Consider the following 20,220-nt stretch of genomic DNA (forward strand, 5'->3'; position numbering starts at 1 on the left):
TTACCTCCTTTTCCTATTGCGTTATAATTACAATAGATTTTTTATTCTTTCGACTGTAAGTTACTACCTTACAGTGTTTTTCATTGTTAGCTGCATTCTCTAAATATGCAGCTAACTCCCTCACTTTTCCACTAAAAGCTAGTTTTAGATATTTCATATTTCTTAACCCTCCGTCCACAATAAGATTTTTTCCATTTGTCTTACTACTGTTATAATGCATCTGTATAGCGTTGGATCAGGATTTGGATCGTTATATAACCAGTAGTTTAATTCTCTGACTGCCCATTTTAATTCTTCTTTAGCTTCGCTCATATGCTTGTCCATAGTCTACACCTTCCTTTATTTCACCAGTTTCTATCAAGCCGTTTATTGCAGCTTTTATAAGTATATCTATTGCTTTTTTCATTTTTTCTTCGTTTTTGTTGTAAATTCTCGTTATTGTTATATCTACATTTCTCATACACATCCCCCTTATTCACTTGCTGCCTTAGATAAAGCAGGAGATTTAAACTTATTTATAAAATATATTTGTCCTTTACCTGTTACTTTTGGTGCCTTGCTTATACTTATATGCCCATCTGCGTGTGTTATAGTTGTTTCTTTTACTTCAAACATTCCTAATTCCATGCTATAATGTCGCCTTCAGGGATAATTAAAACACTTTGTTTGCCACCTTCTGTAAGGATGTTCCAAGTTAGAACCCCCTTACAATTATCCCCTTACAGCCTTGTGTGGAATTGAATATCCGAGAGCCTTCGCTACATCACACGCTACTGCATAAGGCTTACAGTCAATTTCAACCATTCTTATCTTTCCAAATTCTTCGTTTTGAAAAATTATTAAATCATTCATTTTAACCCTCCATCCTTTGTATGTTTAAGTTTTCTTTGCATAAGCTATATTACCTATTTATACTGTTTCTGTCATACAATCGGTAACTTTGTCTGTAAAAAAAATTTCTTCTGCTGTCTTATTAAATATTGAGCATATTTTTTGCATTTCCGAGGCTGTAAACTCACAATAGCCATTTTCTTTTTTTACATAAGTAGACGCTGACATCCCAATTTTTCTAGCTAAGTCAATTTGTTTATATCTATGCTCAACACGTAAAGCTTTTAATTTATAGTTCGTTTTTTTCTTCATTGTATTTACCTCCTATTAAGTTGCCATTTGGTAACTTTCTCAATTGTAGTATATTTTATTTTTGGTAACATGTCAATAGAATTTTAAAATTTATTTTTCGTTTTTGGTAACTTGTCTTTAATTATTGGTAACCTAAGCTATAATATAGTAAAGGAGGTGTTAATATGGCAACTTTTCAGGAAAGGATGAAGGAATTAAGGAAAGAGAAAAACCTAACATTAGATAAACTAGCTGATATGTCAAATACTACTAAAGCCACTTTATCAAGATATGAAAATGGTCTAAGAGTTCCTAATATAGAATTTATACAAAAATTAGCTAATATCTTTAATGTTTCTGTTGATTATCTGCTTGGAAAATCAGATATAAAAAAACAAGAAGAATTGTCAAATATCGAACCTACTCCAGATTATCCTCACAAAATAACAGCAAGAGATAAAAAACAATACCTTGATTACATAAAAGCAGTTAATGAAGCTTTCTTTATGAATGATGAAGCATCAGAAGAAGATAAAAAAGCTATCCTTGAAACTATGAATGAAATCTTCTGGATGGCTAAAGCAATGAGAAAGAAAAAGAAATAATGGGTGGTGTCTTATGATCAAGAATATCCGTATCAGAGTTAAGCATTTAATACAAAAATACGACACACGCAACCCTGAAAAGTTAGCTCGGGAGATGGGAATAGTCATTTTAAAAAGACCTTTTGAAAAAACTATGGGATTTTTTAAAAAAGCTCTAGGGAAAAAGTTTATTGTCGTTAATTCTAATCTTACATATTCTATGCAACAAGTAGTTATTGCACACGAATTAGCACATGCATTGTTTCATTCTAGCAATTCAAAAATATTTCTTCATGAATATACACTTTTCCCTAGAGGACGTTATGAAATTGAAGCTAATAGATTTGCTGCAGAGCTTCTTATTGATGAAAACGAGATAGATAAACATATTTTTAAAAATATGACTGTTGAGCAAATAGCATTATATTTTGATGTACCTAAAGAATTAGTGGAATATAAGACAAAAAAATAGGGGGATATTTATGTTGAATTTTTTTAGAATATTAACAGGTATTTTTTTTACACTATTTACTTTTTTGATGCTTGGAATTTTTATTATGCCAATAATTGAAAATCCTTTTATAGGTATTTTAATCGTAGGTATTCTTTTATATGTATCTTATAAAATAGGTTTTAAATTAGCGAATAAATTATTTAAATATCAAAAAGAAATAAACAATACTATTGATACTGTATATGAGAAAAACGAAATACAAAAAGATACAGAAATATATACAGAAACAGAAGATTTTACTACAGAACCTGCAATACAAGAGGGGTACATAATTTCTAAAGAAATTAATAGTCCAGTTTATTCGGATAAAGTATATAAAAATTTTGTTGTACTAGATTTTGAAACAACTGGTCTAGATCCTAATACTGATAAAATTATAGAAATTGCTGCACTTAAATACATAGATAGATCTTTAGTTGATGAATTCGTTACTCTTGTAAACCCTGAAATTACAATACCGAAAAAAATAACTAAAATCAATGGAATAACAGATGATATGGTAAATGACAAACCAACGATAAAAGAAGTTTTACCTAGCTTACTCCAGTTCATTGGTGATTTGCCTATAGTAGCCCATAATGCACCTTTTGATGCTAGATTTTTAAAATACGCTGTTTTAAATAACTTTGGTGAAGATTCTATAGAAAATAATTTTATAGACACAGTTAAAATTGCTAGAGAAATATACCCAAACCTAACAAATCATAAGCTAACTACAATAAAAGAGCACCTAAACATTAATCTAAGTAGCCATAGAGCTTACAACGATACATTAGTTACAGCTCAAATATATTTAGACTATTCGAAAAAGAAAATAAATGAATATAATTCTCAAATTCCTATTTTCGACCAAATAGATGAAGATATTTATATGTGTTTTATCACACATAAATCAGGAATGAATGAAAAATTTGGAACAAGCGAAGACTTTTGTAAATTGGAAGAAAAAATTTCTGAGATTTGTAAAAAGAATAACGGTAGACATTACAAGGCGGCTAGTAAAAATGTAAAATTTGCAATTATTTTCAACTATTTAAATAGAACCAAATCTTGTGTTGATACCCTAAGGAATAAAGGTTATAAAGTAACAACATTTGAAGAAGCTATAAAATTCTTTGAATTAGATTACATGTGGGATATTGAATCATTAGTAAATGCAGAAAAAGAGTATAAAGAATTTAGTTATAAAATTGTTGAATGAAAAACTTCTATACTTCAAAACAGATATTTTGGGAGGAGATTAAAGTGAAAACAATGAAAAAAAGATTAATTTTATTACTATGTGGAATTATCCTTGTTGGAATTGTTGGGTGCGAATCTAATAAAAAAGAAATACCTAAATTAATTTTTGATGAAGCTGTAGAAAGTACAATAAATGAATTAAAAGAATATGAATATGTTAAAGATGTCCATATACAAGTTTCAGAAGAAGAGAGTAAAATAGTTCTTACTGCAGTATTGAGTGATTCTACTAATGAAAAAACTGCTAAAGAATTTGCGGATACCTTAATCAGACGTTTTGGCTGGTGGGTCAATTTTTATAATGATGTTTTAGAAAAAGGTCCTAATAAAGACTATTATGGAGAGTTATACGACTATTATGATATTAATATAGGGATAAGTTCTTTAAGTAAAGTAAACGATATTAAATCATGGTACGTTAATAAATTTATACTCAAAGGTAGTCATAAACAAATAGATATATAATTATAAAGAGCAGAAAAACTGCTCTGTTTATTTCCAACTATTACCAAACATATATTCGGAACTAGTAACTTTAAGGAGGTCAGCGTGTATGAATAATGTTGCAGTATATTGTAGAGTTAGTTCAGAAGATCAAGCAGAACGTGGCACTATCGAAAGTCAAATTGAATTTGCTATGAAATATGTTGATCTACATCAATTGAATTTATATAAAATATATAAAGAAGATGGAGTTTCTGGGACTATTCCACTTCATGAAAGACCTGTAGGAATACAACTTATAGAAGATGCTATAAATAAAAAATTTGATACTCTACTTATATATAAGCTCGATAGATTAGGAAGATCTGCTCGTGTTACACTAAATTCTATTTATCAACTTGAACAATTAGGAGTGCAAATCAAAAGTATGACTGAACCATTTGATACAAGTAATCCAAGTGGTAGATTTATGATTACTATGCTAGCAGGAGTTGCCGATCTAGAAAGAGAAACAATACTTGAAAGGATGTGGCATGGGGCTAATAGAGCTGCTAGAGAAGGAAAATGGCTTGGTGGTATAGTTCCGTATGGATATATAGTAGATAGCCAAGGTTATTTAGTTGTAAATGATGAGCGTATCGGAGATTTAGAGATGTCTGAAAAGGAAGTTGTTCAGCTTATATTTGATCTTGTAGGCAATAAAAAATATTCTACAATGAAAGTTGCTGATTATCTTAATTCACTTAAAATACCTACTCATTATCAAAAAGATGACAGGCAAATTTTAAAAGGTAAAAGAAAAGCTAATACAGCTGGAGTATGGCTTCCTAACAACATAGGTAGAATGATTAAAAATACCACTTATAAAGGAGTGCATTATTACGGTAAAAGATCTAAAAAACAAAGAGATGTAATCGAAAGAAAAGTCCCAGCTATAGTATCGGAAGATCTATGGGATAAATGCCAAGAAGTTTTAAAAAACAATCAAATTTTATCTATGAAAAATTCTAAAAGAAATTACTTGTTAAGAGGTCTAATAAGGTGTGAATTATGTAATAGCACCTATCATGGCAGTTTTAGTACTAAACATGAATACTACATTTGCACTGGCAAAACAAAATATAAAGGACCTGGCTATGGCAGATGTAAAGCTAAAAATATACGAAGTGATTTTTTAAATAAAGTTGTGTGGGAAGATGTTGTAAATTTTATAAATAATCCAGGCAAAGTTTTAAATTTTCTTGATACATCTAATAATAATAATAATATATATACATTAAATAACTTAGAAAGTGAAATAGATATAATAAAGAGTAGATTAGACAATATAGAAACAGAAAAAGAATCTATCTTAAATTTGTTTAGAAAAAATATAATAACTTCTTTAGACGTGGAAAAACAATTTGAAAATATAAACAAAGACAAAATACAACTTCAAGAAAGGTTATTAGAGTTAGAAAAGGAAATATTAAATGTTAGATCCAAAAATAAAAACACAGACAAAATAAGAGAATTTTTGTCTGATATGAAGTATAAGCTTGAAACTAACGAAGTTACATTCGAGCTTAAAAGAGAAATAATAGAAACATTAGTAGGTACTATAAAAGTAAATACTATATTTGATGAAAACGGAAAAGCTAAGATAAATATCAAAATAGAATATAATTTTGATTGTACTGTTTAACTCACGGACAGGGATTCATGGCGGCAACTAATAGAAAATCTGATGGATATTTTAAGTTCATCTTTACTCTTGAAATAGTTACATATTTATCTTCTATTGGTTGTCTTAATGTTTCTAATATCTTCTTGTCAAATTCTAATAGTTCGTCTAAAAACAATACTCCTTTATGTGCTAAAACAACTTCTCCTGGTCTTGCATCAGCTCCACCACCTATCAAGGCTGTCTTGGTAGTAGTATGATGTGGTGATCTGAATGGTCTTTTATTTATTATTCCTTCATTTTTATCTATAAGTCCTGCTGCACTGTATATCTTACTAATCTCTATTGCATCATCTAAAGATAAGTCTGGAAGTATTGTTTGTATTCTTTTAGCTATCATAGTTTTTCCTGACCCAGGAGGGCCTATCATTAATATGTTATGTCCTCCAGCACAGGCTATTTCTATTGCTCTTTTAGCTAAGTAGTTTCCCTTTATATCTGACATATCTAGATTTTCAATATTTGATGTATGTATTTTTTTATCTTGCTTGTATGGATTTTTATCTAGTTCTTTATTTAAAAACTTAACTACCTCATCTAAAAAATCAAAACCATAAATATCTATTTCTTCTATAAAAGATGCTTCTATTAAATTATCCGTTGGCAATATGACTCTTTTATAGTTTCTTTTCTTTGCCTTTATTATTATAGGTAAAATTCCATTTACTTTTTTTAACTTTCCATCTAAAGATAACTCTCCTAAAAATAATGTATCTTTTAAAGAATCTATATTATTTATATATTGATTACTAAGTATTCCAACTGCCATTGCAAGATCAAAGTGCGATCCTTCTTTTCTTATATCTGCTGGAGATAAATTTATTACTATTCTTTTATTTACAAATTCATATCCACTATTTTGTATAGCTGACCTTATTCTTTCTTTGGCTTCTTTTATAGATGTATCTGGAAGACCTACTATATTAAATGCTGGTATTCCTCTACTTAAATCTACTTCTACATCTACAATAAATCCATCTATTCCCAATATTCCTGCACTACTTACTTTAAAAAACAAAATATCATCTCCTAAAAAGCGTTTTTTATATGATTTATCTTTTTATCTTTTAAGTAAACTTCAATAACATCAAAACTGTATTCTAAGTTTTCTAGTTTGTTTTTATTTATGTATTCAGTTGCTACATTCCTTATTTTATTTTGTTTTTTAAAATTTACAGCTTCGCAAGGATATCCATAATTTAGATTGCTTCTAAGTTTTACTTCTACAAATGTTATTTTTTCTTTTTTTTGAGCTATTAAGTCTATTTCTCCATATCTTGTTTTATAGTTTTTATCTAGTATTTTAAATCCTTTACTTAAAAGATACTTATTTGCTATTTTTTCTCCTAATTTACCCTTTTGAACATTATTCAATCCTTTCACCCTTCTTTGTATCTATTTTCGATATAAATGCTAATATATTAGCTACTGCTTCATATAGTTCTACTGGTATTTCTTCCTGTATTTGTAGAGTTTGTAGCTTTTTTGCTAACTGATCATCTTCATATATAGTTATATTATTTTCTTTTGCAGTTTTTATTATATTTTCTGCTACTAACCCCTTTCCCTTTGCTATAACTTTAGGAGCGTTATCTTTATTTATATCGTACTTTAAAGCTGCTGCTAATTTCTTTTTTTTCATAAAATCACACCCATGCATCAAAACTTGTATAGTTTGTTTTTCTAAATATATCTAAATCATCTTGTTTAGATGTTTTAACCTTATATCTTATATCTATATTCTTTATCCCAATTGAGTTTATGCTTTTTATTAGACTAGTTTCGTTAGCTTTAAATATATCTATGACATTATTGTGTTCTGATAAAAATAATATTTCTAATTTATGCTTTTTATAAAATATTAAAGTTTCTACTTTACCTAGATTATAGGTATTTAATGATACAAATATACTTATATCATCTTTGACTTTTTTACTTTTATTTTGTTTATGTTTTATTATTATCTGAGCTAAATTTTTATAGTCGTTATATGTAAATGGAACTTGAAAATACATAGATTCATTGGTTAATTTGTTTAAAAAATTTAACTTTTCATTTATATTTTCTAAATCTTTGTTTAAATTTGTATATGTATTTTTGCTATCTGATATTTTTTTCGTTAATGTATTTAACTCGTGTTTTATTTTTTCTAAGTTTAAATTTGCATTTTTAGATATATCTGTTGTGATTTTTTTTATAATTGTGTTTAGTTCTACCTTAGCATTGCCTTCTTTTGATGATACAATTTTATATAATTTATCTAATATCTTTTCTAGATTATCGCCTTTTTTAAAAAATTCATCCATGTTTTTTATGTTGTTGTAGTTTAGCTTTAGGTTGTTTTTAAACAAAAATATAAAATCTGTTTGGTCTAAATCCATATCTTTTATATCTGATAATATAGTTAGTAGATTTTTGCCGTTTTTGTTTATATATATATCTTTTAATAACTCCCTTATTTCTTTATCTTGTATGTTTTCTATGTTTTGATTTAATATTTCTACTTCTTTTTCTGTAAAGTTTAATAATGCTTTATATGAAGATAAGTTTTCTTTTATTATTTTGAAATTTTCATTGTTTACTGTTATTTCTTGTTCTATCATTTCCTTTATAATTTGCTTGTTTTCAGATGTATTTGGAATATTAAGCTCTTTTATAGTTTGTTCTATTTTTAGGGTTATATCTTCCTTTATTTGATTTTTATTTATTGTACTATCATCTCTTTTTTCACTTTTTATATCGATAATTTCTGATTTTATATTCTCTAAAATTAAATTATAATTTGTGATTTTCATCTAACTCACCATTTAATATAGATTTTAAAAATGTTTTTCTGTGTATAGGTGTTATTCCATATATTTTTATGGCTTCATAATGCTCTTTTGTTCCATATCCTTTATGTTTTGCAAATTTATACTGCGGATATAATTTGTCATATTCTTCCATGATCTTATCTCTTGTTACTTTAGCAAGTATACTTGCTGCTGATATTGAAATAGATTTTCTATCACCTTCTATTATAGGTTTTTGAGGTATATTTATGTTTGGTATGGTGAGAGCATCTATAAGTAAATAATCAGGTGTATTTTTTAAATTGAATAAAGCTTTTTTCATAGCCTCATATGTTGCATTTAGAATATTTAATTTATCTATCTCGTTATTGTCTACAATCCCTATTCCATAGTCTATAGCCTTTTCTTTTATTATATCGAATAGTTCTTGTCTTTTTTTTAGGCTTAATTTCTTTGAGTCGTTTATTCCTTTTATTATTGTATCTTCACTTAATACTACTACAGCTGCAACTACAGGTCCTGCTAGAGGGCCTCTTCCAGCTTCATCTATCCCACCAATATATCTAAATCCTCTTTTATACGCTTCATTTTCAAATATCTTCATATTTTGAAGTCTTATTTCTTCTTTTCTTATATCATCTAATTTTTTACTAAGTTTTAGTGCTATCTTTTGCACTGATGCTCTTTTGTCATTTTTAAGTATATCTATGTATTTTAAGTACTCGTTAATTTCTAAATTACTTACTATTTCATTTATTTGTTTTACACTCATATTTTCTATCATATTTTTCCTCCAACTTTATCAATTTTGAAAAAAAAGAGAAAGAATTACTCTTTCTCTATATCTGATGGAACTTCAAGCGTTATATTTCCTATTTTTCCTTCTCTGAATTCATTTAGGACTATGTTTGCTATTCTAGTATAATCTAATTCGTTTTTAGATATGATGCATCCTCTTTTTCTTCCTATGTTTTCCATAGTTTCAAGAGGGGTTTGTCCTAGTTCTATTTTGTATCTTTCTACTAATTTGTCAGGAGCTATGTCACTTAACTTTTCAATAAGTTTAAGCGCAAGTGTTTCTATGTCTAGTATTTCATCTTTTATTGCTCTTGTGAAAGCTAGGTTTAATGCAACGCGTTCATCTTCAAATTTTGGCCATAAGATTCCAGGAGTATCTAGAAGTTCTAGATTTCCCTTTAGTCTTACCCATTGTTTTCCTTTAGTTATTCCCGGCCTATCTCCTGTTTGAGCACTTTTTCTTCCTGTTAATCTGTTTATTATAGATGATTTTCCTACATTAGGAATTCCAACTATCATCATTCTTATAGGTCTTTCTTTTCTTCCCTTTTTTATTAGTGCTTCCATTTTTTCTTTTGTGACATTTTTACATTCTTCTATTAACTCGTTTATTCCTTCTCCTGTAAGTGTATTTACGCAGATAGCCTTTGTATTAAGGTCTTTGTAATATTTAACCCAAAGTTTTAGTTTATTAGCGTCTGCTAAATCTGCTTTATTCAAAACTACTACTCTTGGTTTTGATTGAATAATTTTATCTATTTCTGGATTTTTACTGCTATATGGTATTCTACTATCTAAAAGTTCTACAACTACATCTACTAACTTTAAATTTTCTTTTAATAGGTCTCTTGTTTTTTTCATATGACCTGGAAACCAGTTTATATGCATTCTATCCTCATTTTGAATCTTTTGATCAGTTTCTTTGTTTTTATTATATTTTTTCATACTAACCACATCCTTACATACTAAAAAGGGACTGCCCAGCAGCCCCAAATATTTTTAAACTATTTAACTTCTCTAGGAAGCATAGCTTCTTTAACTTTAGCTTTTTTACCAACTCTATCACGTAGATAGTTAAGTTTAGCTCTTCTAACTTTTCCTCTTCTTGTTACTTCTATTTTCTCGATTTTTGGAGAGTGTACAGGTAATATTTTTTCTACTCCAACTCCGAAAGATATTTTTCTTACAGTGAAAGTTTCTCTAGCTCCTCCACCTTGTCTTTTTAGTACTACACCTTCGAAAACCTGAATTCTTTCTCTTTTTCCTTCTTTTACTTTTAGGTGTACTCTTACAGTATCTCCTGGTCCAAAGTCTGGTAAATCATTTCTTAATTGTTCATTTTCAATAGCTCTTATTATATCCATATCTAACTCCTCCTGATCATAGACGTTCTTGAATATTTTATAATAACAGAGGAACGTCCGTATTTTTTCAACATTGTAAATTATATCACTTAAGGTTTAAATTTGCAATACTTTGTAGATATTTTATTACTTGTTTTTGTCATTTTTTATTACTTTTTTCATCAAATCAGGTCTTCTTTCAGAAGTTATTTGTATAGACTTATTCTTTCTCCACTCATCTATAAGTTTGTGATTTCCTGATAGTAAAACATCTGGCACTTTCATTCCCATGAATTCTCTAGGTCTTGTATATTGAGGATACTCTAAAAGGTTATCTTTAAATGATTCTTCCATAAATGACTCTTCTTTTCCTAAAACTCCTGGTATTAGTCTTGATATACAATCAATTAGTATAAGAGCTGGAAGCTCTCCTCCTGTAAGAACATAATCTCCAATAGAGATTTCATCTGTTACTATAAGATCAATTATTCTTTGATCTATACCTTCGTAATGTCCACATAGTAGTATTATATCTTCCTCTTTTGATAACGAGTTGGCTATTGTTTGATTAAATACTTTTCCTTTTGGAGTTAAGTATACAACTTTAGGATTTTTTAGATTATTTTTTTTTACTATGTGATCATATGTATCATATATAGGCTGAGGAGTCATAACCATACCCGCTCCCCCTCCAAATGGATAATCATCTACTTTTTTATGCTTATTTTTAGAAAAATCTCTTATATTATAAATATCAACACTTATTTTTTTATTTTCTATGGCTTTTTTCATCATGCTTTCATTTAGATAAGCATCAAATATACTTGGAAATAGTGTCATTACGTGAAATCTCATTATATCATTCCCTCTATTGGATCTATAATAATTTTTCTCTCATTTATATTTATTTCAGGAACAAACTGTTTTACTGCAGGTATTAAATATTCTTTTCCATCTTCACTTTTTATAACATAAACATCATTTGCTCCTGGTTGCATTACATCTTCTAATACTCCTAAATATTTTCCATCTACTGTATATGCATTAAGTCCTATTAAATCAGCTATAAAATAAGCGTCTTCTTCAAGCTCTCTTGCATTTTCTCTTGGAATTACTAGATATTTATTTCTTAGCTTTTCTACTTCATTTATATTGTCAATCCCTTTTAGTTTAATTATTGCTAAGTTATTTTTATATCTTACTTTTTCTATAAAATATTTTGTTTGTAAGTCATCTCCTATATATACCCACTGTATTTCTTCAAACCTTTCTTTATAATCAGTTAGTGGATATACTCTCATTTCTCCTTTTAGTCCTTGAGTATTTACTATCTGGCCTACCTTAAAATACTTTTGCATAAGATCACCTACTTTTGTTTTATACAAAAAGGATTAGGCCATAACCTAATCCTTTTGTTTATATTATTTCCACTATAACTTTTTTATTTTCTTTCATAGCAGCAGTTTTTACTAAAATTCTAATAGCTTTAGCTATTCTACCCTGCTTACCTATGATTTTCCCCATATCAGAAGGTGCTACACTAAGCTTTATAACTAGTGTATCGTCCTCTTCTGTTTGAGAAACTATGACTTCATCTGGGTTGTCAACTAGAGATTTGGCTATTTTTTCTACCAACTCTCTCATAACCCTCACCTCCTGAAAAAGGACGATTATTCAGCCTTTTTAGAAGCATCAAATTTTTCCATTATACCGTTTTTCTTAAATAAAGATTTAACAGTATCTGTTGGTTGAGCTCCTATATTTAACCATTTAACAGCTTTCTCATCATCTATTTTAATCTCTTTTGGATTTGAAACAGGGTTGTAGTATCCTATTTCTTCGATGAATCTACCATCTCTTGGAGAACGAGAGTCAGCAACTACTATTCTGTAAAAAGGCTTTTTCTTAGCACCCATTCTTCTTAATCTTATTTTAACTGCCATCTATTTCACCTCCTCTGAAGTTTTTATCTATCTTCCAAAGAAAGGAAACTTGAATTTTCCTCCCTTTTTCATGCTTTTTTCAATATCTGCAAATTGTTTCATCATCTTTCTTGTTTGTTCGAATTGTTTTAATAATCTATTGACATCTTGGACCTTAGTTCCACTTCCATTTGCTATCCTTCTTTTTCTACTTGCATTCAATATAGAAGGATTTTGTCTTTCTTTTTTTGTCATTGATTGTATAATAGCTTGTATTTTTACTAGTTCTTTGTCATCAAAATCCACATCTTTTAATTCTTTTGCATTTGATAGTCCTGGAATCATTCCTATAAGTTCATTTAAAGGTCCTAATTTTTTAACTTGTTCTAATTGTTCTAAAAAGTCCTCGAATGTAAAATGTTGACTTTTTAATTTTTCTTCCATTTCCTTAGCTTTTTTGATATCAATTGCCTCTTGGGCTTTTTCTATTAAGCTAAGTACATCTCCCATTCCTAGGATTCTAGATGCCATTCTATCTGGATGGAACGGTTCTAATTCTTCTAGTTTTTCTCCCATACCTACAAACTTGATAGGTTTATTTGTAACGGCTCTTACAGAAAGAGCAGCTCCTCCTCTAGTATCTCCATCAAGTTTTGTAAGTATTACTCCATCTATTCCTAACGCATTATTAAAACTTTCAGCTACGTTAACAGCATCTTGACCTGTCATAGCATCTATAACAAGTAGTATTTCATGAGGTTTTATTTTAGATTTAACGTTTTTAAGTTCATCCATTAAATCTTCATCTATATGAAGTCTACCTGCTGTATCTATTATTACTACATCATTTCCTTTTTTAGATGCTTCCTCTAAACCTGAATTTGCTATATAAACTGGATCTTGCTTATCACCCATATCAAATACAGGTATGCCTAGTTTAGATCCTACTACATGCAACTGCTTTATAGCAGCTGGTCTATATATATCACAAGCAACTAACAAAGGTTTTTTGCCTTGTTTTTTTAAGTATGAAGCTAACTTACCACATGTAGTTGTTTTACCTGCCCCTTGCAGTCCTACTAACATTATTACTGTAGGAGGTTTAGATGCAAAACTAATTTTGCTTTGCACACTTCCCATTAATGATGTTAGCTCTTCATTTACTATTTTTATAACATGCTGTGCAGGAGTTAAGCTTTCCATAACTTCCTGACCTATACATCTATCTTTAACTTTGCTTATAAAGTCTTTTACAACTTTAAAATTAACGTCTGCTTCAAGAAGTGCAAGTTTTACTTCCCTCATTGCATCGTTAACATCTTTTTCTGTTAACTTTCCTTTTCCTTTTAATTTTCCTAAAGCATTTTGTAGCTTTTCAGATAATCCTTCAAAAATCATTTCAACAACTCCCTACAAATTTCTTTTATTTTTTTAATTTTAGGGACACATTCGCTACATTGTTTTGATATAATTTCATTTTCTATTTCAACAAGTCCTGTATATATCTGTTCAATATAAGCATTTTTTTCTTCAAATTTTTCTACAAGTTTTAATTTCTCCTCGTAGCTTTTTAGTATTTTTTCTGATCTTTTCAGATTGTCATAAACTGCTTGTCTTGATATGTTTAGATTCTCACTTATCTCACTTAATGAATAATCTTCATTATAGTAAAGATGCATAACTTGTTTTTGTTTTTCAGTTAAAAGCTCTCCGTAAAAGTCTATTAGTATATTCATTTTGACAAGTTTATCTATATCCAAAGTATCACTTCCTAAAAGTCATCGATACTTGTGTAAAGTTTTTAACCTTTACACAAGTATTCTATAATATATAATACATCTTGTCAACCTTTTTTATTCAAATAGTGCATTTGCAAAATCTTTTGCATTAAATTCTTGAAGATCTTCCATTTTTTCTCCAACACCTATCAGTTTAACTGGTACATTAAGTTCATTTTTTACAGCTAGTATAACTCCTCCTTTAGCTGTTCCATCTAATTTAGTTAAAGCTATTCCTGTAATATTTGCAACTTCTTTAAATGTTTTTGCCTGCTGTATTGCATTTTGACCTGTTGTTGCATCAACTACTAATAATATTTCTTTTGATGCATTTGGATATTCTCTTTCTACTATTTTAAATACTTTTCCTAATTCATTCATAAGGTTCTTTTTGTTGTGAAGTCTTCCAGCAGTATCACATATAAGTATATCTGTATTTCTAGATTTTGCAGCATTTATAGCATCATATATTACAGCTCCTGGATCTGCTCCTTCTGAATGTTTTATTATATCTGTCCCTACTCTTTGAGCCCAAACTTCAAGCTGATCTATTGCAGCTGCTCTAAAAGTATCTCCAGCTGCTAATAATACACTTTTTCCTTCTTTTTTGAACTTATTAGCAAGTTTACCTATAGTAGTAGTTTTACCAACTCCATTTACTCCTACCACTAGTATGATTGCAGGAGATGGGTCTATATTTAATTTTTCTTCTTCTCCTTGAAGCATATCAGCAATTATATCTTTTATTTCTTCTTTTACCATAAGGGGATCTGATATTTTTTTTGATTTTACCCTTTGTCTTAAATTATCTATTATATCCATAGTTGTGTTTACACCTACATCTGATGTTATAAGTATTTCTTCTAATTCTTCAAACAATTCTTCATCTATTTTTCCATAACTTTTAAGGACATTATCTATTTTTTCTGTAATACCTTTTTTAGTCTTTGACAATCCTTCTTTTAATCTTTGAAATAAGTTTACTTTGTTAGTTTCTTCATCAGTAATTTCTTCATCGTTTTTTTTTTCATTTTGTTCTAATACTTCTTCTTTTATATCTTCTACATTTTCTTTTTTATTAAATTTATCAAATATTTTCTTTATCATAAGATTAATACCGTTACAGAAAACTTATAAAACTTTATAAAGTTCTTGTCAAACCTTATAAAAGTTTACGTTTCCTTCCTTGTTCATCGTGTCCAGTTTCGAAAAATCTACTCCTGTTTATTTAACACTCCGAAGGCTTAAATTCCCGACTAACGAATCGGTACATATCAATAATAGCTTTAGGTGCTATGCTATTGATTTACCATAATTTTTTAGGTTTATACTTGCATTTAAATCTCTATCTATTTCATAGCCACATTCATCACATATAAATGTTCTTTCTGATAAAGAAAGTTTGTTTTTTAAAGCACCACATATACTACAAGTTTTAGATGAAGGATAGAATGTATCTGCAAGTATAAATTTAATATCATTTAAGGCACATTTATATTCCATTTGTTTTTTAAATTCGTAAAATAGCTGCTCTTGTATTGCTTTAGATAATTTTCTATTTTTTAGCATCCCGCAAGTATTTAAGTTTTCCATAACTACATATTCTGGCTTGGCTTTCACCAAAGATGTAGTTATCTGATGAATATAATTATGCCTTATGTTTTTAAGCCTTCTTCTCATTTTCAAAACAAGGAATTCTAACTTTTTTATATTGTTAGTTTTTCTGTAACGGATTTCACCTCCTTCTGTTTGAATTTTGTTTAATTCATATTTTTTAGATAGCTTTTTTTGTAGTTTTTTTTGTCTTTTCTCAAGTTTTTTAACTTTACTTGTTTTATTTATGTTTTTATACTTTTGTCCTGTACTTATTGTAGCTAAATAAAAACTTGGTTTACTTTTCTTTTTTGACTTAAACTTAGGAAAGTTTGCTCTACCTTCAAAGAAATTTTTATATGCAATACAGGCATCTTTTATAGCTTGTTTTGTTATATTATTTGAATAGTCATTAAGCCATGAGTGTTCTTTTTGTTTTTTAACTCTGTTAATCTTTTTCTAAGTTCACAATCACCTAAAAACTTACCACCATTTTTATAATTTTCTTGCTGTGTTGCTAACGCAAAGTTATATGCCCATCTTGCAACTGAAGCACACTCAAATAATTTTGTTCTTTGTTTATTATTAGGTAAAAGCTTAACTTTGTAAGTTTTAATCATCTTCTACCAGCACCTTAATCATTTTCTTAGCTTTGTTTGCTCTGTTTTTCCTATCAACTTAGCAAATTCACCTATACTATAATATTTCATTTCCATCACCTCATAATAATCATAACATGATATTATAAAAATTATAAGGTTTTTGTATGAATTTATAAATATTTTTTAACTGTTTGCACACCTCCTATATAACTTCTTCATCTATAAAAGATTGAGCTTGTTCAATTTTTAAACTTATTAATTTAGATATTCCCTTTTCCTGCATAGACACACCATATATATAATCCGAAGCTTCCATAGTTCCTCTTCTGTGAGTTATTGTTACGAATTGAGTTTTTGTAGATAGCTCTCTTAAAAATTGAGCATATCTATATATATTAGCATCATCTAATGGTGCTTCTATCTCATCTAAGATACAAAAAGGAGTTGGCTTGTTTAAAAGAATAGAAAACAAAATAGCTATTGCTGTCAGTGCTTTTTCTCCACCAGATAAAAGATTTATATTCTTTAAATTTTTTCCTGGTGGCTTAGCTATTATTTCTATGTCAGACTCTAATATGTTGTTATTATCTAAAAGTCTTAACTCACCATATCCCCCACCAAATAGCTTTTTAAATACTACTTTGAAAGATTCATTTAGTTTTTCAAAGTTCTTTTTAAATTCTATTTTCATATTTTGTTCCATATCTTTTATAAGTGCTTCTATAGAATGAATAGAACTTTCTAGGTCATTTTTCTGTTCTTTATAAAGATCATATCTTTGTTTTACAGCTTCATACTCTTTTATAGAATCTATATTTACATTTCCTAAGTTTTTGATTTCTTTTTTTATGGTATCAATTTTTCTTTTATCAGCTATTATATCATCTTTTTTTATTTTTAAAGCTTCGTGATAAGCCATTTCATATTCATTCCAAAGCTTATTAAAATAGCTATCTTGACTTAACTCTAATTTGTTTATTTTGCTATCAAGCTTATAAATACTATCTTTTAAATCTAGTATCTGAGAATCTAAACCTTTTACATTCTCTTTGTGATTTTTTAATTTAACAGATATACTTTCCTTTTGCAATTTATAGTTTTTAAGTCTAGAATTTATATCTTGTAGTTTTTCTTGTAGTTCTTCCTTTTCTACTTTTATTAAAATTAATTCTTCGCTTAAATTATGCTTTGTATCCTCGCTTAATTTAATGTCACTTTCTTTATTTTTTATAGATTTTTCAATTTCTATTTTTTCATCTTCTAACCTTTTAATTTCGCTTTTAATACTTTTTATATTTTCTGTAAGTTTTACTATCTGTAAATTTAATTCATTATATATATTTATATCTCTTTTATAAAGGTTTTCTTTTTGAAGTTTTTCATTGTTTATATCATTTATTTTTCTTTGTATATCTTCGCTCTGTATTTGAGCATATTCTATTTTAGAAATTACATCTTTTATCATTTCATTTGTATAAGTATAATTTTCTTTTAATCCATTTTGTTCTTTTTCTAGTCTTAAAAGCGTATTTTTAAGGTTAGAAAACTCTTCATTTAGCTTATAAATTTCTGATTCTATAAAAAGAATATGCTTTTCTGTATCCTTTATATCTTTGTCTATTTCATTTATCATGTTATCTATTTGCTTTAGATAATTTTCTTTTTTAATTTTTTCATCTTTTTTAAGTGTTAATTCTTCTTTTAAATCTTTTATTTTATTTTCAAATTCATTTATCAACCTTTTTCTTGATAATAAATTGCTAGATTGTTTTACTGATCCTCCTGTTAAAGATCCTCCTGCATTTAATACTTGACCATCTAAAGTAACTACTTTGTATTTAAAATTCATGGCCCTAGCTATTTGGATAGCACTATCTATATCTTTAGCTATTATTATCCTTCCTAGTAAATATTGTATAATTCCTTTGAATTTTGAATCATACTCAACTACATCACTAGCTATTGCCAACACTCCATTTATATTAGGTAGTTCACTATCTGATATTTTTTTAGAGCTAATGATACTTAAAGGAAGAAATGTAACTCTTCCTAAGTTATTTCTTTTTAAATACTCTATAGCTTGTTTAGCATTTTGTTCATCTTGTGTAATAATATTTTGTAAAGACGATCCTAATGCAATTTCTATTGCTGTTTCATATTCTGTTTCAACCTTTACTACTTGAGCTACGGCTCCTAATATTCCACTTAGGTTTTTATTTTTTAGAACTTCTTTAACACCCTTATTAAAGCCCTCATATTGTCTTTCCATTTCGTAAAATATATTTAATTTTGAAGAATATTCATTTATTTTTAAATTTGTTTCATTTATGCTCTCTTTTATATTTTCTAGATTATCTTTTACTAATTCGTACTCTTTATTGTATTTATCTTTTTGAATATTCAGCTGTATCAATTTAGCTTTATATTCATTTTCTTTTGTCTTACATTCACTCAGCTTTGCTGTTGAATTTTTAATTTTTTCATTTATATCTTTTATTTCATTTTTTACATCTTCTCTTCTTTCATTTATATTTTCTAATGTAGTTTTAAGGCTAGATAATTTAGCATTGTTTTTGTTCTTTTCTTCTAGTACATATATAATTTTATCCTTAAATTCTTCTATTTTATTTTCTTTTTCTTTAAGGTCTTGTATATACTCTTTTATAGTGTTGTCTATGCTTGTCTTTTGATCATTTAACCTCTCTAATGTCTTTGTTAAATCTTTATCCTTAAGCTTCATTTTCTCAAGATTATCTATGTTTCTTTTTATATTTTCATTTAGTACTTTAAGTTCTTCTTTTTGTCTTGACTTGTTTGATTCAATATTTTTTATTTTTTCTTCAAGCAAGCTGATCTTAGAAGCTTTATTGTCTATTTTACTTTTAGTATCATATATAATTTCATTTTGCTCGTTTATCTTACTGTCTATATCTAATAGAGTTTGTTCTGTTTTTGATATGTTTTCTTCTTCATTACATTTTTTACTCTCAAGATCTGATAGTTGATCACTTAAAATTGTTTTATGGTCTATAAGCTCTTTTAGTTGAACGTCTACTTGTTGTATTTCATTTAAATAACTATTTATCTCTAATACTTTTAACTCTTCTTTTAAGTTTATATACTTGATTGCTTTTTCTTTTTGAATTTCTAGAGGCTGTATTTGTTTTTCTATTTCATAATATATATCTGTTATTCTATCTAGGTTATCCTTTGTTATTTTTAAGTTTTTTTCTCCCTCTTCTTTTTTATATCTATATTTTGATATACCAGCTGCTTCTTCAAATATCTTTCTTCTGTTAGAAGGGTTTGAACTTAATATTTCATCTATTTTTCCTTGTTCTATAATTGAGTATCCTTCTTTACCTATACCTGTATCGAGCAATAATTCTTTTATATCTTTTAATCTACAAGGTTTATTGTTTATATAAAATTCACTTTCCCCTGATTTATAGCCAACTCTTTTTATAGTTACTTCTGAATAATCTATATCTAGTATTTTTTCAGTATTATCAATAGTTAAAGATACTTCACAAAAAGACATAGCTTTTTTATTTTCTGATCCAGCAAATATTACATCTTCTAACTTATCTCCTCTTAAGCTTTTTATACTTTGCTCTCCTAATGCCCATCTTATTGCATCTGATATATTACTTTTTCCACTTCCATTAGGCCCTACTATAGAGGTTATTCCTTTTTCAAATAATATTTCTGTTTTGTTAGGAAAAGATTTAAAACCTTTTATTTCTATCTTTTTTAAATACAA

General features: G+C 27.9%; 28 protein-coding genes. 5 read left to right on the forward strand and 23 right to left on the reverse strand.

The window, feature by feature from the left end; all coding sequences use genetic code 11:
- Positions 1 to 13 precede the first annotated feature (13 nt).
- From JWYL7_RS10550 to JWYL7_RS05730, 6 genes are all read right to left on the reverse strand, one after another.
- On the reverse strand, positions 14 to 178 hold the full coding sequence (locus tag JWYL7_RS10550; RefSeq protein WP_331722114.1) for a hypothetical protein: 165 nt from the start codon (positions 176 to 178) through the stop codon (positions 14 to 16).
- Positions 163 to 324: a hypothetical protein gene (locus JWYL7_RS10555; RefSeq protein WP_161937486.1), complete on the reverse strand. Its 162-nt coding sequence runs from the start codon at positions 322 to 324 to the stop codon at positions 163 to 165. Before JWYL7_RS10555 ends, JWYL7_RS10550 begins: the two co-directional genes overlap by 16 nt.
- Positions 299 to 460: a hypothetical protein gene (locus JWYL7_RS10560; protein WP_161937487.1), complete on the reverse strand. Its 162-nt coding sequence runs from the start codon at positions 458 to 460 to the stop codon at positions 299 to 301. Before JWYL7_RS10560 ends, JWYL7_RS10555 begins: the two co-directional genes overlap by 26 nt.
- 11 nt (positions 461 to 471) lie before the next feature.
- The gene (locus JWYL7_RS10785; RefSeq protein WP_331721906.1) at positions 472 to 627 is read right to left on the reverse strand and encodes a phage antirepressor KilAC domain-containing protein; all 156 of its coding nucleotides are present in this window, start codon (positions 625 to 627) and stop codon (positions 472 to 474) included.
- An 84-nt stretch (positions 628 to 711) separates the two neighbouring features.
- Positions 712 to 852: a BRO-N domain-containing protein gene (locus JWYL7_RS10790; protein WP_331721905.1), complete on the reverse strand. Its 141-nt coding sequence runs from the start codon at positions 850 to 852 to the stop codon at positions 712 to 714.
- Positions 853 to 909: 57 nt separating this feature from the next.
- Complete coding sequence (locus JWYL7_RS05730) at positions 910 to 1,143, reverse strand: helix-turn-helix transcriptional regulator (protein ID WP_066070241.1); 234 nt, start codon at positions 1,141 to 1,143, stop codon at positions 910 to 912.
- A gap of 164 nt (positions 1,144 to 1,307) precedes the next feature.
- Between JWYL7_RS05730 and JWYL7_RS05735 the strand changes: the two genes are divergently transcribed.
- The 5 genes from JWYL7_RS05735 (at position 1,308) to JWYL7_RS05755 (ending at position 5,590) form a co-directional block, all read left to right on the forward strand.
- The gene (locus JWYL7_RS05735) at positions 1,308 to 1,727 is read left to right on the forward strand and encodes a helix-turn-helix domain-containing protein (RefSeq protein ID WP_066070244.1); all 420 of its coding nucleotides are present in this window, start codon (positions 1,308 to 1,310) and stop codon (positions 1,725 to 1,727) included.
- A gap of 13 nt (positions 1,728 to 1,740) precedes the next feature.
- The gene (locus JWYL7_RS05740; RefSeq protein ID WP_072280186.1) at positions 1,741 to 2,178 is read left to right on the forward strand and encodes an ImmA/IrrE family metallo-endopeptidase; all 438 of its coding nucleotides are present in this window, start codon (positions 1,741 to 1,743) and stop codon (positions 2,176 to 2,178) included.
- A 10-nt stretch (positions 2,179 to 2,188) separates the two neighbouring features.
- Positions 2,189 to 3,421 carry a 3'-5' exonuclease gene (locus JWYL7_RS05745; protein WP_066070248.1) on the forward strand — a complete coding sequence of 411 codons (1,233 nt, stop codon included), beginning with the start codon at positions 2,189 to 2,191 and terminating at the stop codon, positions 3,419 to 3,421.
- Between the two features lie 44 nt (positions 3,422 to 3,465).
- Positions 3,466 to 3,927: a hypothetical protein gene (locus JWYL7_RS05750; protein ID WP_066070251.1), complete on the forward strand. Its 462-nt coding sequence runs from the start codon at positions 3,466 to 3,468 to the stop codon at positions 3,925 to 3,927.
- Positions 3,928 to 4,015: 88 nt separating this feature from the next.
- Positions 4,016 to 5,590, forward strand: coding sequence for a recombinase family protein (locus JWYL7_RS05755; protein WP_066070254.1), 1,575 nt, complete (start codon positions 4,016 to 4,018; stop codon positions 5,588 to 5,590).
- A gap of 1 nt (position 5,591) precedes the next feature.
- Here JWYL7_RS05755 and JWYL7_RS05760 read toward each other — a convergent pair whose 3' ends face one another.
- The 17 genes from JWYL7_RS05760 to smc form a co-directional block, all read right to left on the reverse strand.
- Positions 5,592 to 6,647: a YifB family Mg chelatase-like AAA ATPase gene (locus JWYL7_RS05760; RefSeq protein ID WP_066070257.1), complete on the reverse strand. Its 1,056-nt coding sequence runs from the start codon at positions 6,645 to 6,647 to the stop codon at positions 5,592 to 5,594.
- Between the two features lie 11 nt (positions 6,648 to 6,658).
- On the reverse strand, positions 6,659 to 7,012 hold the full coding sequence (locus tag JWYL7_RS05765) for a YraN family protein (RefSeq protein WP_334292123.1): 354 nt from the start codon (positions 7,010 to 7,012) through the stop codon (positions 6,659 to 6,661).
- Complete coding sequence (locus JWYL7_RS05770; RefSeq protein WP_083528302.1) at positions 6,996 to 7,271, reverse strand: EscU/YscU/HrcU family type III secretion system export apparatus switch protein; 276 nt, start codon at positions 7,269 to 7,271, stop codon at positions 6,996 to 6,998. Before JWYL7_RS05770 ends, JWYL7_RS05765 begins: the two co-directional genes overlap by 17 nt.
- A gap of 4 nt (positions 7,272 to 7,275) precedes the next feature.
- Positions 7,276 to 8,424: a coiled-coil domain-containing protein gene (locus tag JWYL7_RS05775; RefSeq protein WP_066070269.1), complete on the reverse strand. Its 1,149-nt coding sequence runs from the start codon at positions 8,422 to 8,424 to the stop codon at positions 7,276 to 7,278.
- Entirely contained in the window at positions 8,405 to 9,205 is an 801-nt protein-coding gene (gene rnhB / locus JWYL7_RS05780) for a ribonuclease HII (RefSeq protein ID WP_066070272.1), read from the reverse strand. Before rnhB ends, JWYL7_RS05775 begins: the two co-directional genes overlap by 20 nt.
- Before the next feature lie 44 nt (positions 9,206 to 9,249).
- Positions 9,250 to 10,164: a ribosome biogenesis GTPase YlqF gene (gene ylqF / locus JWYL7_RS05785; protein ID WP_066070275.1), complete on the reverse strand. Its 915-nt coding sequence runs from the start codon at positions 10,162 to 10,164 to the stop codon at positions 9,250 to 9,252.
- A 59-nt stretch (positions 10,165 to 10,223) separates the two neighbouring features.
- Positions 10,224 to 10,583 carry a 50S ribosomal protein L19 gene (gene rplS, locus JWYL7_RS05790; RefSeq protein WP_066070278.1) on the reverse strand — a complete coding sequence of 120 codons (360 nt, stop codon included), beginning with the start codon at positions 10,581 to 10,583 and terminating at the stop codon, positions 10,224 to 10,226.
- A 126-nt stretch (positions 10,584 to 10,709) separates the two neighbouring features.
- Positions 10,710 to 11,417: a tRNA (guanosine(37)-N1)-methyltransferase TrmD gene (trmD, locus tag JWYL7_RS05795; protein WP_066070281.1), complete on the reverse strand. Its 708-nt coding sequence runs from the start codon at positions 11,415 to 11,417 to the stop codon at positions 10,710 to 10,712.
- Positions 11,417 to 11,947, reverse strand: coding sequence for a ribosome maturation factor RimM (rimM, locus tag JWYL7_RS05800; protein ID WP_331722115.1), 531 nt, complete (start codon positions 11,945 to 11,947; stop codon positions 11,417 to 11,419). The genes trmD and rimM overlap by 1 nt, the downstream gene beginning before the upstream one ends.
- 31 nt (positions 11,948 to 11,978) lie before the next feature.
- Complete coding sequence (locus JWYL7_RS05805) at positions 11,979 to 12,206, reverse strand: KH domain-containing protein (protein ID WP_066070288.1); 228 nt, start codon at positions 12,204 to 12,206, stop codon at positions 11,979 to 11,981.
- Between the two features lie 26 nt (positions 12,207 to 12,232).
- On the reverse strand, positions 12,233 to 12,505 hold the full coding sequence (gene rpsP, locus JWYL7_RS05810; RefSeq protein WP_066070291.1) for a 30S ribosomal protein S16: 273 nt from the start codon (positions 12,503 to 12,505) through the stop codon (positions 12,233 to 12,235).
- Between the two features lie 27 nt (positions 12,506 to 12,532).
- Complete coding sequence (ffh, locus tag JWYL7_RS05815) at positions 12,533 to 13,882, reverse strand: signal recognition particle protein (protein WP_066070294.1); 1,350 nt, start codon at positions 13,880 to 13,882, stop codon at positions 12,533 to 12,535.
- Positions 13,879 to 14,220, reverse strand: a complete 342-nt coding sequence (gene ylxM, locus JWYL7_RS05820; RefSeq protein WP_416386124.1) for a YlxM family DNA-binding protein — start codon at positions 14,218 to 14,220, stop codon at positions 13,879 to 13,881. The genes ffh and ylxM overlap by 4 nt, the downstream gene beginning before the upstream one ends.
- A 117-nt stretch (positions 14,221 to 14,337) precedes the next feature.
- Complete coding sequence (ftsY, locus tag JWYL7_RS05825) at positions 14,338 to 15,369, reverse strand: signal recognition particle-docking protein FtsY (RefSeq protein WP_072280187.1); 1,032 nt, start codon at positions 15,367 to 15,369, stop codon at positions 14,338 to 14,340.
- Positions 15,370 to 15,555: 186 nt separating this feature from the next.
- The gene (locus JWYL7_RS05830) at positions 15,556 to 16,308 is read right to left on the reverse strand and encodes an RNA-guided endonuclease InsQ/TnpB family protein (protein ID WP_072280188.1); all 753 of its coding nucleotides are present in this window, start codon (positions 16,306 to 16,308) and stop codon (positions 15,556 to 15,558) included.
- On the reverse strand, positions 16,248 to 16,475 hold the full coding sequence (locus tag JWYL7_RS10675) for a helix-turn-helix domain-containing protein (protein ID WP_066070303.1): 228 nt from the start codon (positions 16,473 to 16,475) through the stop codon (positions 16,248 to 16,250). The genes JWYL7_RS05830 and JWYL7_RS10675 overlap by 61 nt, the downstream gene beginning before the upstream one ends.
- Before the next feature lie 184 nt (positions 16,476 to 16,659).
- On the reverse strand, positions 16,660 to 20,220 hold the full coding sequence (smc, locus tag JWYL7_RS05840; protein WP_066070306.1) for a chromosome segregation protein SMC: 3,561 nt from the start codon (positions 20,218 to 20,220) through the stop codon (positions 16,660 to 16,662).

This window comes from Alkalithermobacter thermoalcaliphilus JW-YL-7 = DSM 7308, assembly GCA_001584565.1.
Classification (GTDB): domain Bacteria; phylum Bacillota; class Clostridia; order Peptostreptococcales; family Peptostreptococcaceae; genus Alkalithermobacter; species Alkalithermobacter thermoalcaliphilus.